Raw genomic sequence first — 16,288 nt, 5'->3', positions numbered from 1 at the left:
TTGTGGTGAGTAAGCAGAGATATTCCGGCATGGGCATTCTTCAGGCTATAGCCTTACAGGAGCAATCACCACCTCCCTAGGAGGTGGTTTAAGGGTGACAACAAAAAACCCGCCGAAGCGGGTTTTTTAGAGTATCGCAAACATTACTGCAGCAATGAAATATCCGCCACGCGCAGGAACAATTCACGCAGTTTTTCGAGCATAGAGAGACGGTTAATACGCAGATCTTTATCTTCTACGTTTACCATCACTTTCTCAAAGAAGGCGTCGATAACATCACGCAGTTCAGCCAGTTCAACCAGCGCTTCCTGGTAGCGGCCTTCCGCGAAGTATGGCTCTAGCTTATCGCGCAGCACAACAACCTGCATCGCCAGAGCAATCTCTTCCGGCTCTTTCAGCGTCGCAGCGTTCACACGCTCGTTCAGAGTCTCGTCGGATTTTGCCAGAATGTTGGAAACACGCTTGTTAGCCGCAGCCAGCGCGGATGCCGCTTCCAGAGTACGGAAATGCGAAACCGCCTTCATACGCGCATCGAAATCTGCCGGACGGGTTGGGCGACGTGCCAGTACCGCCTGAATAATATCGACAGTGTAACCTTCGTCCTGATACCAGGCACGGAAGCGACCCAGCATAAAGTCGATAACATCATCCACAACGTTAGCATTCGTCAGCTTGTCGCCGTACAGGCGTACAGCTTCTTCCGTCAGGGTCTGAAGATCGAGGTTCAGGTTCTTCTCAACGATGATACGCAGCACACCCAGTGCGGCACGACGCAGCGCGAACGGGTCTTTGTCCCCTTTCGGATGCTGACCGATACCGAAGATACCCGCCAGGGTGTCCATCTTATCGGCAATCGCCACTGCACAGGCTACCGGGTTAGACGGCAGATCATCACCCGCAAAGCGCGGCTGATACTGCTCGTTCAGCGCAACAGCGACATCTTCTGCTTCGCCATCGTGACGAGCATAGTGCATGCCCATCACACCCTGAGTATCCGTAAACTCGAACACCATGTTGGTCATCAGGTCGCATTTGGACAGCAAACCAGCACGGGTGGCGTGATTAACGTCTGCGCCGATTTCACGTGCGATCCAGCCAGACAACTCCGCGATACGGTCCGTTTTGTCACGCAGCGTACCCAGTTGTTGCTGGAACAATACGGTCTGCAGACGTGGCAGGTGATCTTCCAGACGTTTTTTACGGTCGGTGTTAAAGAAGAACTCCGCATCCGCCAGACGTGGGCGAACCACTTTTTCGTTACCGGAGATAATCTGTACCGGATCTTTGGACTCAATGTTGGCCACAAAGATGAAGTTTGGCAGCAGTTTGCCGTCGTTAGCGTAAACCGGGAAGTATTTCTGGTCACCCTTCATGGTGTAAACCAGCGCTTCAGCAGGAACCGCGAGGAACTTCTCTTCGAATTTCGCCGTCAGCACAACCGGCCATTCAACCAGAGAGGTCACTTCTTCCAGCAGGCTTTCACTCAGATCGGCGTTACCACCGATTTTACGTGCCGCTTCTTCAGCGTCCGCTTTGATTTTGGCTTTACGCAGTTCGTAGTCAGCAATGACTTTACCGCGTTCCAGCAGGATAGCAGGATACTGATCGGCATTATCGATGGTGAACTCTGGCTCGCCCATAAAACGGTGGCCGCGGATCACACGATCGGACGCAACACCCAGAATGGTGGCAGGAATAACGGTATCACCCAGCAGCAGCGTCACGGTGTGCACAGGACGTACGAAATGCACATCGGAGTCGCCCCAGCGCATCAGTTTCGGGATCGGCAATTTCGCCAGGGACGTCGCAATCATGTTTGGCAGCAACGCTTCAGCGCTTTCACCTTTCACATGAGCACGGTACAGCAGCCATTCACCTTTATCGGTAGTCAGACGTTCGGCCTGGTCAACGGTGATCCCGCAACCACGTGCCCAACCTTCTGCCGCTTTGCTCGGGTGACCGCTAGCGTCGAACGCCTGGGCAATCGCCGGGCCGCGTTTTTCAACTTCACGGTCGGGCTGAGACGCAGCAAGGTTTGCCACTTTCAGCGCCAGACGGCGTGGAGCCGCAAACCATTCAACATTACCGTGAGCGAGGCCAGCGTTATCCAGCTCCGCAGTCACGTTCGCAGCAAAAGATTCCGCCAGGCTGCGCAGGGCTTTTGGTGGCAACTCTTCAGTACCAATTTCCACCAGGAAAGTTTTCTCAGACATCGCCGCCTCTTATTTGTTTCGGTTGCACATCGGGAAGCCAAGGGCTTCACGGGACGCGTAGTAAGCTTCTGCAACGGCTTTGGTCAGCGTACGAATACGCAGAATATAACGCTGACGTTCAGTCACGGAGATCGCTTTGCGGGCGTCCAGCAGGTTGAAGCTGTGGGCGGCCTTCAGAATACGCTCGTAGGCTGGCAGCGGCAGCGGAGTTTCCAGCGCCAGCAACTGCTGCGCTTCTTTCTCGTACTGCTCGAAGCAGGTGAACAGGAAGTCCACATCCGCGTATTCGAAGTTATAGGTGGATTGCTCCACTTCGTTCTGATGGAACACGTCGCCGTAGGTGGTTTTACCCAACGGACCGTCGCTCCAGACCAGGTCGTAAACGCTGTCTACGCCCTGAATGTACATGGCCAGACGTTCCAGACCGTAGGTGATTTCACCCGTAATTGGCTTACATTCCAGACCACCAACCTGCTGGAAGTAGGTGAACTGCGTCACTTCCATACCGTTCAGCCACACTTCCCAACCCAGACCCCATGCGCCCAGCGTTGGGTTTTCCCAGTTATCTTCCACGAAACGAATGTCGTGAATGGTTGGGTCCATACCCAGCTCTTTCAGCGATCCGAGGTACAGTTCCTGAATATTATCCGGAGAAGGCTTAATCACCACCTGGAACTGATAGTAGTGCTGCAGACGGTTTGGGTTTTCGCCATAACGGCCATCAGTAGGACGGCGGGATGGCTGCACATAGGCGGTTGCCATCGGTTCTGGCCCCAACGCACGTAAGCTGGTCATCGGGTGTGAAGTGCCTGCGCCTACTTCCATGTCCAAAGGTTGAACAATGGTACAGCCCTGGCGAGCCCAGTAATCCTGTAAGGTCAGGATCAGGCCCTGAAAGGTCTTGGTATCAAACTTTTGCATAGTATGTCGTGCTGGATACGTGTGGTTTTAAATGGAAGGGATCAGTATACCCGCTGACTGCAAGATATACAGTACGAAACGGGTTTGTTTAGGGAAAATTGGGAAATAAGCCTTTCAGCCAGAGTACATAAGGGATCTGGCCGATGTGTGCACCTACACGTTAGCGCATAGAGAGATGTAAAAACTGACCATCCGAATCAAAAGAGCAGACAAAGCCCTCTTTACGGGATGTATAGCCCCGCATCTCATAGCTCCCCTGAAACTGTTCAAACCCGGTGACATCGATCTTCTTCAAACCGGTGTTATAGCGGTAGGCAGCCTGATCTTTACACAATTGCTCCATATCCAAAGAGCGTTTCACACTCACTTTTCCTTGTTGTGCTTTTTGTACCGGAACCTCTTGCGAAGCACTGCATCCGGCAAGCAGGGTCAGTAGAAAGAGTGACACCGTGCGCTTCATCATCATTTTTATCACTGCCCTGGTCTCTGGCTGTTATTTTTAGTATCAACGTCTTTATAGATTACGGCTTCGCATTCTGCGAATCTCGTGGCCCTCATACAAGCCCGCAAAATAAAACTCGGAATTATCCAGTGAAAGACGATCACACAATGACAGTCACACTGTATTTATAAAAGACATAGAGGAACTGATGCAGTCAAAAATTAACTGGATTGATAACCTGCGAGGCATTGCGTGTCTGATGGTCGTCATGATCCATACCACAACCTGGTATGTCACCAACGCGCACAGTATCAGTCACGTTAACTGGGATATCGCCAATGTGCTGAACTCTGCCTCTCGTGTCAGTGTGCCGCTGTTCTTTATGATCTCCGGTTTTCTCTTTTTTGGCGAACGGAGTGCCCGCCCCAGACATTTCGCACGTATTGCCTCATGCCTGCTTTTTTACAGCGCGGTTGCTCTCCTCTATATCCTGCTGTTTACCCCAATTAATGCCGGATTGTCACTGAAACTGCTGCTGCAAAAGCCGGTGTTCTATCACCTGTGGTTTTTCTTCGCCATTATCGTTATCTACCTGGTTTCACCGCTGATTCAGGTAAAAAAAGTGAGCGGAAAAATGCTGCTGGCGCTGATGGTCGTGATTGGCGTAGTGGCGAATCCCAACACGCTTTCGCAAAAAATCGGCGGCTTTGAGTGGTTGCCCGTCAACCTCTATATCAGCGGCGATACGTTTTACTACGTGCTGTACGGCATGCTGGGCAGGGCGATTGGGATGATGGAGACGCGTAAACCCTGGCTGAACGGAATTTGTGCCTCGTTGTTTATCATCGGCGTATTTATTATTTCGCGCGGGACGCTTTATGAGCTGCAATGGCGCGGCAACTTTGCCGATACCTGGTATCTTTATTGTGGTCCAGTGGTCTTTATCTGCGCGGTGTCACTGCTGATCCTTGCCAAAAACACGCTAAACGAACGCCCACTTCCTGTTCTGGGTTTTATCTCACGCCATTCTCTGGGCATTTACGGTTTTCATGCCCTGGTGATCCACGCCCTGCGTACACAAGGTGTTGAGTTCAAAAGCTGGCCAATACTGGATATCGCCTGGATTTTTTCCGTCACGCTTATTGTCAGTTTACTGTTGTCGATGCTGCTGCAACGCGTCGATGCACGCCGGTTTGTGAGTTAGTTTTTTCATAACGATCCCGACAGATACGTTCTGTCGGGATCTGTTTTTCAGGACATCAGAGGTAATAGCTGCTGATAAATTCTGCGGAAAACATCTCGCCGTTCAGCGTAGCAGGCATGACGGGACACATCGGGCTGATGACGCTGCTCCAGCGGCAACTGTGGCAATAACTCAGCAAGCGGTTGATCAGGGTGAATGGCGATTTGTGCCAATCTGGCGGCTCCCAGTGCAGGCCCGACATCTCCCCCCGTACGATAATCAAGCTGCAATCCGCTAATATCTGACAACATCTGTCGCCAGTAACTGCTCCGCGCCCCCCCACCAATCAGGGTGATACTCGAAGGTTTCAGCCCACAGTCATGGACCACATCCATCCCGTCAGCCAGTGCATAGCCCACACCTTCAAGGACGGCTCGTGCTAACTCGGCAGGACCATGCTGGTGTGTTAAGCCAAAAAAAACACCTTTCGCTTCAGGATTATTATGCGGCGTGCGCTCTCCAGAAAGATAAGGTAAGAACCATACGGCGCCGGCAGACTCATCCGCCTGCTGCGCAGCTGATATCAGCGCTGGCACATCCGCCATGCCGGTGAGTTTCGCTGCCCAGTCCAGGCAAGATGCGGCACTCAGCATTACTGACATCAAGTGCCATTTGCCTGGAAGAGCATGGCAAAAGCTGTGAACGGCACTGTCAGGGTTACTGCGATAACCGTCGCTGACCGCAAAATAGACACCGGAAGTCCCGAGTGAGAGCATCGCTTGCCCGGCGTCAACCATCCCCACACCAACCGCGCCCGCCGCATTATCACCGCCACCAGCAACAACCGGTACGGCAGGTATATTCCAGCGTTCGGCAATAGCCGCCTGTAACGTGCCCGTGATGTCGCAGCCTTCAAAAAGTGCAGGCATATGATCCCGAGTCAGGTGACAGGCCGCAAGCATCGCCTCGCTCCAGTCACGTTTAGAGACATCAAGCCACATCGTCCCTGCGGCATCAGACATATCGCTGGCAAAATCACCCGTCATGCGAAAACGCAGATAATCCTTCGGCAACAGGACCTTCGCGACTTGTCGGAAAATATCCGGTTCATGCCGTTGTACCCAAAGTAACTTAGGTGCAGTAAACCCCGGCATCATCAGGTTCCCCGTGATATCACGGGACGTCGGCACGCGCTCTTCAAGGATCGCGCACTCTTCGCCACAACGGCCATCGTTCCATAAGATCGCGGGCCGTAGCACGCGATGCTGGTTATCCAGCAATGTTGCACCATGCATTTGCCCGGCAATGCCCAGCGCTTTTACCTCACGCAGGCTGTGTTGCTCGCTGAGAGCCTTGATTGCACGATCCGTTGCCAACCACCACTGTTCCGGGTCCTGCTCCGACCATAACGGATGTGGGCGTGAAACATTCAGCTTTTCTGTTTGTGTTGCCAACACGTCGCCCTGCTCGCTCAGCAGGATGGCTTTCACACCCGATGTGCCAAGATCAATCCCGATATACATTGCGGTGACTCCTTTTACAGAAATGCCCGGTAGCGTGACGCTGCCGGGCCTGACTACGTCTTAACTATTCATTATTTGTCGAACAGATAATGGTTCACCAGGTTCTCGAGCAGTTCCTGATGTCCACTCTGGTGCTGTGGGGCCAGGTTGTGTTGCTCAGCGTACTTCGCAATGTCCGCAAGGGATAACTGACCTTTCAAAATTTGCTGTCCCAGCTCACTGTTCCAGCCGCTGTAACGCTTCGCTACACGTTTATCCAGTTCGCCATCTTCAATCATCCGAGCAGCCACTTTCAGCGCCAGCGCCATAGTATCCATCGCGCCAATATGTCCGTAGAACAGATCATATTTATCGGTGCTCTGGCGGCGGACTTTGGCATCAAAGTTGAGGCCGCCGGTCGTGAAACCACCCGCTTTGATAATTTCGTACATCACCAGCGCATTCTCTTCAACGCTATTCGGGAACTGATCGGTATCCCAGCCCAACTGGGCATCACCACGGTTCGCATCGACAGAACCAAAGATGCCCAGCGCAATGGCAGAGGCAATTTCGTGATGGAATGAGTGGCCTGCAAGCGTGGCGTGGTTAGCTTCGATGTTCACTTTGATCTCTTTTTCCAGACCAAACTGCTTCAGGAAGCCGTATACGGTGGCAACGTCATAATCATATTGATGCTTGGTCGGCTCTTGCGGTTTCGGCTCAATCAGCAGCGTGCCACGGAAACCAATTTTGTGTTTATGGTCGACCACCATCTGCATAAAGCGGCCAATCTGTTCGCGTTCCTGGCGCAGGTCGGTGTTGAGCAGCGTTTCATAGCCTTCACGCCCCCCCCAAAGTACGTAGTTTTCGCCCCCCAGTTGGTGCGTGGCATTCATGGCAGTGACAACCTGCGTGCTGGCCCAACTGAACACTTCAGGGTCAGGATTAGTCGCCGCACCCGCGCCGTAGCGTGGGTTGGTGAAGCAGTTTGCCGTGCCCCACAGTAGCTTCACGCCACTTTGCTGTTGTTTTTCAGCCAACACGTCAACCATCTGGGCGAAGTTATTCAGATACTCTTTCAGCGACGCTCCTTCTGGCGACACATCCACATCGTGGAAGCAGTAATACGGCACATTCAGTTTGTGGAAAAACTCGAACGCGACATCGGCTTTACGTTTCGCCAGCTCAAGCGCTTCACCTGGCTGCTGCCATGGACGATTAAAGGAGCCCACACCGAACATATCGGCCCCATTCCAGCAGAAGGTATGCCAGTAACAGGCGGCAAAGCGCAGATGATCTTCCATACGCTTACCCAGCACCAACTCGTCCGGATTGTAGTGACGAAATGCTAAAGGGTTGGTGGATTTTGGGCCTTCGTAACGAACGCGATCAAGTTGGTCAAAATAAGCTTGCATATTCAGCTCCATAATCAAGGGATGCGGCGAGTAGTCGAGACTTAAGTAATAGTGAATACACATTCGCGCTTGCTCAATTACGTTATTTCACACTGCTATTGAGAGAATACGCAAATGTGCGCTGGCTCTCAAAATAATGCGCAAGCGAACTATTTCTCGGCACTTATTCCAGATTCGTATGTAATTAGTAAGTTACGCATTTTAAAATCAGATCGCGGTCATAAATTCAGAAATAAACCAAATATCATAATGAGAAGATAAAAATCTGTAATTGCCAGCCAGCCATTCCACGTTAAAAATTTGCTGCGTCTACAGCAGTGAATGTTTCTTTTATCTCAGCAGCAACATAACCCTACAAAAGGCACTATAATTATGAAGATAAAGAATCTGTCCCTTACTCTCTGCACTACTCTCCTGCTTGCAAGCTTCACCGGGCATGCTAAAGAAGTAAAAATTGGCATGGCCATTGATGATCTGCGTCTTGAACGCTGGCAAAAAGATCGCGATATTTTTGTGAAGAAAGCCGAATCGCTCGGCGCAAGTGTGTTTGTTCAGTCGGCTAACGGCAATGAAGAAACGCAAATGTCACAAATTGAAAATATGATCAACCGTGGCGTCGATGTTCTGGTCATTATTCCTTATAACGGCCAGGTGTTAAGTAATGTTGTTAAAGAGGCGAAACAAGAAGGCATTAAAGTTTTAGCCTATGACCGAATGATTAATAACGCCGATATTGATTATTACATTTCCTTTGATAACGAAAAAGTGGGTGAGCTACAGGCACAAAGCCTGGTTAACAAAGTGCCACAAGGAAATTATTTCCTGATGGGTGGCTCGCCTGTTGATAACAACGCCAAATTATTCCGCGAAGGCCAGATGAAAGTTCTCAAGCCCTTTATCGACGACGGGAAAATTAAAGTAGTTGGCGACCAATGGGCCGATGGCTGGCTGCCTGAAAATGCGCTGAAAATTATGGAGAACGCATTAACGGCCAACAATAACAAAATTGATGCGGTCGTCGCCTCCAACGATGCAACGGCAGGCGGGGCAATTCAGGCGCTCAGCGCACAAGGTCTTGCCGGAAAAGTCGCTATTTCAGGCCAGGATGCCGATCTCGCAGGCGTGAAGCGCATTATTGCCGGTACACAGACAATGACGGTCTATAAACCTATTACCGAGCTTGCGAATACCGCAGCAGAAATAGCCGTTGAATTAGGCAATGGTAAACAACCTAAAGCAGATGCCTCGCTGAACAATGGATTGAAAGATGTGCCGGCTCGTCTGCTTACTCCAATTGAAGTCAATAAAGAGAATATTGACGCCACCGTGATTAAAGACGGTTTCCATAAAAAGAGTGAACTGTAATCCAGCGCTGCCCCTGCACTGCAGGGGCGCATCGACTTGTGCTGTTCTTCCTTCGGGTCACGTGGAGCAGTTATGCCTTACTTACTTGAAATGAAAAGTATCACCAAGGCCTTTGGCGCGGTGAAAGCTGTCGATAACGTTAGCCTGCGCCTGAATCCTGGTGAAGTTGTTTCACTGTGTGGTGAAAATGGTTCCGGTAAATCCACACTGATGAAGGTGCTTTGTGGGATCTACCCTCACGGCAGTTACGATGGTGAAATTGTTTTTGCCGGTGAAGTCATACAAGCCACGCACATCCGTGATACCGAACGCAAAGGTATCGCCATCATTCACCAGGAACTGGCGCTGGTGAAGCACCTCACGGTGCTGGAAAATATCTTCCTGGGGGCAGAGATTTCACGTTATGGCGTGCTTGATTACGACACCATGACGCTACGCTGCGAAAAACTGCTGGCTCAGGTAAGCCTGTCGATTTCCCCCGACACACGCGTAGGTGACCTGGGCCTCGGTCAGCAGCAACTGGTCGAAATTGCCAAGGCGCTGAACAAACAGGTTCGCTTGCTGATCCTTGATGAGCCGACCGCATCACTTACAGAGCAGGAGACCGCCGTTCTGCTCAATATCATCCGCGATCTGCAAAACCACGGCATCGCTTGCATCTACATTTCCCACAAGCTCAACGAAGTCAAAGCCATTTCTGACACCATCTGCGTGATACGCGATGGGCAGCATATCGGGACGCGTACTGCGTCGGGCATGAGCGAAGATGACATCATCACGATGATGGTCGGCCGTGAGCTAACCGCGTTATATCCTAATGAACCTCACACCATCGGAGACGAGATCTTACGCGTTGAAAATCTGACGGCATGGCATCCCGTTAACCGCCATATCAAGCGTGTTAACGACATCTCTTTTTCGCTTCATCGCGGTGAGATCCTGGGAATTGCCGGTTTAGTCGGTGCGGGGCGAACCGAAGCTGTACAGTGCCTGTTTGGCGTATGGCCTGGGCGTTGGGAGGGCAAAATCCATATTGATGGGCAGCAGGTTCATATCCACTCCTGCCAGCAGGCGATTGCGCAGGGTATCGCCATGGTCCCTGAAGATCGTAAAAAAGACGGCATCGTGCCGGTTATGGCTGTCGGGAAAAACATCACACTGGCAGCACTTGACCAGTTTTCAGGGGCGCTAAGTAGCCTGGACGATGCCGCAGAGCAGCACTGTATTCTTCAGTCGTTAACACGCCTCAAGGTTAAGACCTCCTCTCCCGAGCTGGCCATTGGACGTTTGAGCGGCGGCAATCAGCAGAAAGCGATACTGGCGCGATGCCTGTTGCTCAATCCCCGAATATTGATCCTGGATGAACCTACGCGCGGAATTGATATCGGCGCGAAATACGAAATCTACAAACTGATTAATCAGCTCGCGCAGCAAGGCATTGCCGTCATTGTCATCTCGTCTGAGCTACCTGAAGTGCTGGGCCTGAGCGATCGGGTGCTGGTCATGCACGAAGGGAAGCTTAAAGCCAATCTGAACAACCAAAACCTGACGCAGGAGAAGGTGATGGAAGCCGCATTAAGGAGCGAACGCCATGTCGAAAAGCAATCCGCCTGATATCAAAGCCGCTGTTCCAATGGGCAGTGCCTTCTCTGGGCTTAAGACGCTCAATTTACAGGTCTTCGTGATGATCGCGGCGATCATTGCCATTATGTTGTTCTTCACCTGGATGACCGATGGCTCCTACCTGAGCGCACGCAACGTTTCTAACCTGCTTCGCCAGACCGCGATTACCGGCATTCTGGCTGTGGGGATGGTGTTCGTTATTATTTCAGCCGAAATCGATCTTTCCGTAGGGTCAATGATGGGCTTACTCGGTGGCGTCGCGGCTATTTTTGACGTGTGGCTCGGCTGGCCGCTGCCCCTGACAATTGTCGTCACACTGATACTGGGCCTGTTGCTTGGTGCGTGGAATGGCTGGTGGGTGGCATATCGTAAAGTCCCCTCATTTATTGTCACCCTTGCGGGGATGCTGGCATTCCGGGGAGTGTTGATTGGGATCACCAATGGCACAACCGTATCGCCCACCAGCGCATCCATGTCGCAAATTGGTCAGAGCTACCTCTCTGATGGTGTCGGATTTACGCTGGGCGTGATCGGTTTAATGGCGTTTGTTGCCTGGCAGTGGCGCGGGCGAATGCGCCGTCAGGCTCTGGGGCTAGCCTCTCCTGCATCTACAGCGGTTGTTGGACGCCAGGCCATCACCGCCATCATCGTGCTGGGAGCTATCTGGTTGCTGAATGATTATCGTGGTGTTCCTACCCCTGTGCTACTGCTGGCACTTTTACTGCTGGCGGGGATGTTTATGGCTACCCGCACTGCATTTGGTCGTCGCATTTATGCCATCGGCGGCAATCTCGAAGCTGCTCGCCTGTCAGGCATTAATGTTGAACGCACCAAACTCGCCGTCTTTGCAATCAATGGCCTGATGGTGGCTATTGCAGGGTTAATTCTTAGCTCACGTCTGGGGGCAGGTTCACCGTCTGCAGGTAACATCGCGGAGCTGGATGCCATCGCCGCCTGCGTGATTGGTGGAACCAGCCTCGCAGGCGGTGTAGGCAGTGTTGCAGGGGCTGTGATGGGCGCATTTATTATGGCGTCGCTGGACAACGGAATGAGTATGATGGATGTTCCGACCTTCTGGCAGTATATCGTCAAAGGAGCCATTCTGTTGCTGGCGGTCTGGATGGATTCCGCAACCAAGCGACGGGCATGAACACCGCGTTGCCACTTATTTGGGAAAGTCAGCCATGTTCGAGAAGCGTCACCGCATTACATTGTTATTCAATGCTAACAAAGCCTACGATCGTCAGGTCGTTGAAGGGGTTGGCGAATATTTGCAGGCGTCGCAATCCGAGTGGGATATCTTCATCGAAGAAGATTTCCGGACTCGCCTTGAAAACATCAGGGACTGGCTTGGCGATGGCGTCATCGCAGATTATGACGATCCCATTATCGAGCGGCTTCTCGCTGACGTCGAGGTCCCCATCGTAGGCGTCGGCGGCTCTTATCACACACCAGAACATTATCCACCGGTTCACTACATTGCCACCGATAATCATGCCCTGGTCGAAAGTGCCTTTTTGCATTTGAAGGAGAAAGGGGTACATCGCTTTGCTTTTTATGGCCTGCCATCCTCAAGCGGTAAACGCTGGGCAATGGAACGCGAGTACGCTTTCTGTCAGTTAGTTGCCAAAGAAAAGTACCGTGGCGTGGTGTATCAGGGGCTGGAAACCGCCCCTGAAAACTGGCAGCACGCGCAAAACCGCCTGGCCGACTGGCTGCAAACGCTACCGCCACAAACCGGGATTATTGCCGTGACAGATGCCCGTGCGCGTCACGTGTTGCAGGTATGCGAACATTTGCATATCCCTGTACCCGAAAAACTGTGCGTTATTGGTATCGATAACGAAGAGCTCACGCGTTATCTCTCACGCGTGGCACTGTCATCGGTGGCACAAGGAACGCGTCAGATGGGTTACCAGGCCGCGAAACTACTCCACCGATTACTGGACAATGAAACGTTGCCTCTCCAGCGCTTACTGGTTCCACCGGTTCGCGTGGTGGAGCGCCGCTCGACCGACTACCGTTCGCTGAACGACCCTGCCGTTATTCAGGCTATGCATTACATCCGCAATCACGCCTGCAAAGGGATCAAGGTCGACCAGGTGCTGGACTCAGTGGGAATTTCTCGTTCCAACCTGGAGAAACGTTTTAAAGAAGAGGTGGGTGAAACCATTCACGCCGTGATCCATGCAGAGAAGCTGGAAAAAGCACGTAGTTTGCTGATCTCAACGTCGCTGTCGATCAACGAAATATCACAGATGTGCGGCTACCCTTCGTTACAGTACTTTTATTCGGTGTTCAAGAAAGAGTATGACACCACGCCCAAGGAGTATCGGGAGCGCCACAGTGAAGTGCTGATATAGTGCAGAAAAGAAAAACGCCTTCCACTGGAAGGCGTTTTTTGAGGATTACATATGAGCGGCGATTAAGCGCTGGTTATCCTGGTACATCGCGAACAGGTAGTTGTTATAGCTCTGTCCCTGCGTGGAGTACCCTTTCAGCTTGTGGATCATGGTGCTTGCCGTTACTTCCTGATCCGCCTTACGCAACTGAGCACGTGATTTGCGGAACGAAGAGTAAGCCGGGTGCGTATTCAGATTCACCACATAGGCGCTCACAGAATCTTTAACCGATTCAAACTGCGAGTAGCCTTTCACTGCGCCTGGTGCATTGTTACAACGCCCTTTAACGCATTTCATGCCAAAGAGGTTGTTATTGCTACGGGCCAGTTTTGATGTCCCCCAGCCACTCTCGGCTGCAGCCATCGTCGCCACCATGCTGCCAGGAATGATATCCACACGCTCTAACAGTGAGTTCCACGGAACACGACGCGTATTGCCGTTCCAGCTCACTTTATAGCGCTTCGCAATGTCTTTCAGACGCGTACGCTCAGACGGCGACCAGCGGCTATCGTACTGCTTGGAGATAAGCCAGTTACGATCTGCGGTAATCGCAGTATTTTGACTTGTAATATAAGGCATTACCGTCCGGAGAAACGCTTTTTTCCTTGGTGTCCCGGAAGGGTATTTTCGCAAATCAGGAAGTGAACTGCTCTTTGCACTATTGCGAGAATACTCTTGTTTACTGCTAACCTTACTTTTACTCGTCGTCTTTATGACGTGGGCTTTGTGACTCGATGTATCCGTGTGCGTTTTCGCAAGCACCTCACCTGAAAATGACACGGTGAGTAACATGAGTATCGTAGCCCCAAATCGTCGAATGGGAGTCGATATCATTAGGTCTCCTGGTCGGATATAAGCATTCCAACACCTTATTTTTTTCACAAATTTGAGAGCGGAATCTCAAATCATAACAAAAATAGACTTCAAGAGCATCTAAAGAAATAGTCCAATTCCGAAACTATGTCATCAAAAAGTTGCTCACTTACCCATCATTCCCGCGAAATTGTGTGCGATATCGCAGATAACTGTCTAATTTTGCGCGCGATCACTCATCCTTCCATATCCTCCGGGTAGAAAGCGCCGGAGGATGAGTTTTTCACCTGAATCAGGTGGCACACTGGTCAAAAATGCCGCGACAGGAAAATGGAATGAAACGCTCCGCTTTGGCTCTTCTGTTATTACCCGCTATGGCAAATGCAGACTGGACATCCCCCGGTTTTGATACATTTCATACTGAAGGAACCGGGGTGTTCACCAGCCATGCAACGCTGGCGAAGGGTACGCGCCCTCTCACGCTAAGTTTTGACAACACGTGCTGGCAGCCTACTGAAGCAATAAAACTCAATGAGATGCTGTCGCTTAAACCTTGCGAAGGCACGCCGCCACAGTGGCGTTTATTCCGTGAGGGTGATTATCAGATGCGCGTAGACACGCGCTCCGGGACACCCACCTTAATGCTGTCGATCCAAAGCACAGCAGAAAAACCCATCGCAAACGTCACTCGCCAGTGTCCAAAGTGGGACGGGAAACCGTTAACTATTGAGGTCAGTAGCACCTTCCCGGAAGGGTCAAAAGTTCGTGATTTCTACAGTAAACAAACCGCCACGGTACAAAACGGGAAAATCACACTGCAACCTGCGGCTAACAGCAACGGTCTACTGCTGCTGGAACGTGCCGAAACCGACAAACCAGCCTCCTTTAGCTGGCAAAATGCCACCGTCTATTTTGTTCTGACGGATCGCTTTGTTAACGGCGATCCAACCAACGACAACAGCTATGGTCGGCATAAAGATGGTATGCAAGAGATTGGGACCTTCCACGGCGGCGACCTCAAAGGGCTGGCCAGTAAGCTCGATTATTTACAGCAACTGGGCGTCAATGCACTCTGGATAAGCTCTCCACTGGAGCAAATCCACGGTTGGGTGGGCGGCGGAACAAAAGGGGATTTCCCCCACTACGCCTATCACGGCTACTACACACAGGACTGGACGAAGCTCGACGCCAATATGGGCAACGAAGACGATTTGCACCATCTGGTCGATGAAGCCCACAAGCGCGGTATTCGGATCCTGTTCGACATTGTCATGAATCACACCGGGTACGCCACACTTGCCGATATGCAGGAGTTCCAGTTTGGTGCGTTATATCTGCAAGGTGAAGAGCTGAAAAAAACGCTGGGCACACACTGGACTGACTGGAAACCCGGTGTCGGGCAAAGCTGGCACAGCTTTAATGATTACATTAATTTCAGCGACAAAGCCGCATGGGAAAAATGGTGGGGGAAGAAATGGATCCGCACAGATATTGGTGATTACGACAGCCCAGGCTATGACGATTTAACCATGTCACTGGCGTTTTTACCGGATCTAAAAACAGAATCCACCATACCTTCTGGCCTGCCGAACTTTTATCAACATAAGCCCGACACACACGCGAAAGAGATCGCAGGGTATACCCCAAGGGATTATCTGACTCACTGGCTGAGCCAGTGGGTACGTGACTATGGCATCGACGGTTTCCGGGTGGATACCGCGAAGCACGTCGAGTTACCGGCATGGCAGCAGCTCAAAGATCAGGCAAGCCAGGCACTCGCCGCCTGGAAGCTGGCCAATCCGGACAAAAAACTCGACGATGCGCCCTTCTGGATGACCGGAGAATCCTGGGGGCACGGCGTGATGCAAAGCGAATATTATCGCCACGGTTTCGATGCGATGATCAATTTTGATTACCAGGAACAAGCAGCAAAAGCCGTCGATTGCCTGGCCGATATCGATTTAACCTGGCAGCAAATGGCAGAGAAGCTCCAGGGATTCAATGTGCTGAGTTATCTCTCCTCACACGACACCCGTCTGTTCCGCGAAGGTGGTCAGCGCGCAGCAGAACTGCTTCTGCTGACACCGGGTAGCGTACAAATCTATTACGGAGATGAATCTGAACGCCCGTTTGGCCCAACCGGCTCAGACCCGCTTCAGGGAACGCGCTCAGACATGAACTGGAAGGACGTTACGGGTAAGCAATCCTTAACCGTCTCCCACTGGCAGATTCTGGGGCAATTCCGCGCTCGTCATCCTGCAATAGGGGAAGGAAAGCAGACGACCTTATCGCTCAAGCAGGGCTATGGCTTCGTGCGTGAGCACAATGGCGATAAAGCGATGGTGGTGTGGGCGGGGAATCAGTAACCACGCCCCTAACCCTCTCCTTTTTGAGGAGAGGGTGCGTCAC

The 16,288-nt window shown here is 51.7% G+C and carries 12 protein-coding genes; 6 read left to right on the top strand and 6 right to left on the bottom strand.

Going from position 1 to position 16,288, the window contains the following annotated elements; genetic code table 11:
* Positions 1-143: 143 nt before the first annotated feature.
* From glyS to GF617_RS14960, 3 genes are all read right to left on the bottom strand, one after another.
* Positions 144-2,213 carry a glycine--tRNA ligase subunit beta gene (gene glyS, locus GF617_RS14970; protein ID WP_181621765.1) on the bottom strand — a complete coding sequence of 690 codons (2,070 nt, stop codon included), beginning with the start codon at positions 2,211-2,213 and terminating at the stop codon, positions 144-146.
* 9 nt (positions 2,214-2,222) lie between these two features.
* Positions 2,223-3,134 (bottom strand): glycine--tRNA ligase subunit alpha, encoded by a 912-nt coding sequence (glyQ, locus tag GF617_RS14965; RefSeq protein WP_003860141.1) that lies wholly within the window; start codon positions 3,132-3,134, stop codon positions 2,223-2,225.
* A 160-nt stretch (positions 3,135-3,294) separates the two neighbouring features.
* Entirely contained in the window at positions 3,295-3,600 is a 306-nt protein-coding gene (locus GF617_RS14960; protein ID WP_181621764.1) for a YsaB family lipoprotein, read from the bottom strand.
* 184 nt (positions 3,601-3,784) lie between these two features.
* Between GF617_RS14960 and GF617_RS14955 the strand changes: the two genes are divergently transcribed.
* The gene (locus GF617_RS14955) at positions 3,785-4,780 is read left to right on the top strand and encodes an acyltransferase (protein WP_181621763.1); all 996 of its coding nucleotides are present in this window, start codon (positions 3,785-3,787) and stop codon (positions 4,778-4,780) included.
* A gap of 47 nt (positions 4,781-4,827) precedes the next feature.
* Here the strand turns inward: GF617_RS14955 and xylB are convergent, their stop codons facing one another.
* Both xylB and xylA read right to left on the bottom strand, forming a co-directional pair.
* Positions 4,828-6,282, bottom strand: a complete 1,455-nt coding sequence (gene xylB / locus GF617_RS14950) for a xylulokinase (RefSeq protein ID WP_203451996.1) — start codon at positions 6,280-6,282, stop codon at positions 4,828-4,830.
* 71 nt (positions 6,283-6,353) lie between these two features.
* The gene (xylA, locus tag GF617_RS14945; RefSeq protein ID WP_181621761.1) at positions 6,354-7,676 is read right to left on the bottom strand and encodes a xylose isomerase; all 1,323 of its coding nucleotides are present in this window, start codon (positions 7,674-7,676) and stop codon (positions 6,354-6,356) included.
* Between the two features lie 372 nt (positions 7,677-8,048).
* Here xylA and xylF point away from each other — a divergent pair, with 372 nt between their 5' ends.
* The 4 genes from xylF to xylR all read left to right on the top strand — a co-directional run bounded on the left by xylF (position 8,049) and on the right by xylR (position 13,027).
* Positions 8,049-9,041 carry a D-xylose ABC transporter substrate-binding protein gene (gene xylF, locus GF617_RS14940; protein WP_181621760.1) on the top strand — a complete coding sequence of 331 codons (993 nt, stop codon included), beginning with the start codon at positions 8,049-8,051 and terminating at the stop codon, positions 9,039-9,041.
* A gap of 72 nt (positions 9,042-9,113) precedes the next feature.
* Positions 9,114-10,655, top strand: a complete 1,542-nt coding sequence (locus tag GF617_RS14935; RefSeq protein WP_203451995.1) for a xylose ABC transporter ATP-binding protein — start codon at positions 9,114-9,116, stop codon at positions 10,653-10,655.
* Positions 10,633-11,814 (top strand): xylose ABC transporter permease XylH, encoded by a 1,182-nt coding sequence (xylH, locus tag GF617_RS14930; protein WP_181621758.1) that lies wholly within the window; start codon positions 10,633-10,635, stop codon positions 11,812-11,814. The genes GF617_RS14935 and xylH overlap by 23 nt, the downstream gene beginning before the upstream one ends.
* Positions 11,815-11,848: 34 nt before the next feature.
* Positions 11,849-13,027, top strand: a complete 1,179-nt coding sequence (xylR, locus tag GF617_RS14925) for a D-xylose utilization transcriptional activator XylR (RefSeq protein ID WP_181621757.1) — start codon at positions 11,849-11,851, stop codon at positions 13,025-13,027.
* Positions 13,028-13,072: 45 nt separating this feature from the next.
* Here xylR and GF617_RS14920 read toward each other — a convergent pair whose 3' ends face one another.
* Positions 13,073-13,900, bottom strand: a complete 828-nt coding sequence (locus tag GF617_RS14920; protein WP_203451994.1) for a protein bax — start codon at positions 13,898-13,900, stop codon at positions 13,073-13,075.
* A gap of 314 nt (positions 13,901-14,214) precedes the next feature.
* Between GF617_RS14920 and GF617_RS14915 the strand changes: the two genes are divergently transcribed.
* Positions 14,215-16,245 carry an alpha-amylase gene (locus GF617_RS14915; RefSeq protein WP_203451993.1) on the top strand — a complete coding sequence of 677 codons (2,031 nt, stop codon included), beginning with the start codon at positions 14,215-14,217 and terminating at the stop codon, positions 16,243-16,245.
* Positions 16,246-16,288 lie beyond the last annotated feature (43 nt).

The organism is Lelliottia sp. RWM.1 (assembly GCF_016859735.1).
Taxonomy (GTDB): Bacteria; Pseudomonadota; Gammaproteobacteria; order Enterobacterales; family Enterobacteriaceae; genus Enterobacter.
The sequence above is the reverse complement of the archived record's forward strand: the minus strand, read 5'-3'. Positions and strand labels throughout refer to the sequence as shown.

Excerpts from the sequence above, each read along its gene's own strand:
- glyS (WP_181621765.1), bottom strand. The coding sequence starts at position 2,213 with ATGTCTGAGAAAACTTTCCTGGTGGAAATTGGTACTGAAGAGTTGCCA.
- xylR (WP_181621757.1), top strand. The coding sequence starts at position 11,849 with ATGTTCGAGAAGCGTCACCGCATTACATTGTTATTCAATGCTAACAAA.
- GF617_RS14955 (WP_181621763.1), top strand. The coding sequence starts at position 3,785 with ATGCAGTCAAAAATTAACTGGATTGATAACCTGCGAGGCATTGCGTGT.
- GF617_RS14920 (WP_203451994.1), bottom strand. The coding sequence starts at position 13,900 with ATGATATCGACTCCCATTCGACGATTTGGGGCTACGATACTCATGTTA.
- xylF (WP_181621760.1), top strand. The coding sequence starts at position 8,049 with ATGAAGATAAAGAATCTGTCCCTTACTCTCTGCACTACTCTCCTGCTT.
- xylA (WP_181621761.1), bottom strand. The coding sequence starts at position 7,676 with ATGCAAGCTTATTTTGACCAACTTGATCGCGTTCGTTACGAAGGCCCA.
- glyQ (WP_003860141.1), bottom strand. The coding sequence starts at position 3,134 with ATGCAAAAGTTTGATACCAAGACCTTTCAGGGCCTGATCCTGACCTTA.
- GF617_RS14935 (WP_203451995.1), top strand. The coding sequence starts at position 9,114 with ATGCCTTACTTACTTGAAATGAAAAGTATCACCAAGGCCTTTGGCGCG.
- xylH (WP_181621758.1), top strand. The coding sequence starts at position 10,633 with ATGTCGAAAAGCAATCCGCCTGATATCAAAGCCGCTGTTCCAATGGGC.
- GF617_RS14960 (WP_181621764.1), bottom strand. The coding sequence starts at position 3,600 with ATGATGATGAAGCGCACGGTGTCACTCTTTCTACTGACCCTGCTTGCC.
- xylB (WP_203451996.1), bottom strand. The coding sequence starts at position 6,282 with ATGTATATCGGGATTGATCTTGGCACATCGGGTGTGAAAGCCATCCTG.
- GF617_RS14915 (WP_203451993.1), top strand. The coding sequence starts at position 14,215 with ATGAAACGCTCCGCTTTGGCTCTTCTGTTATTACCCGCTATGGCAAAT.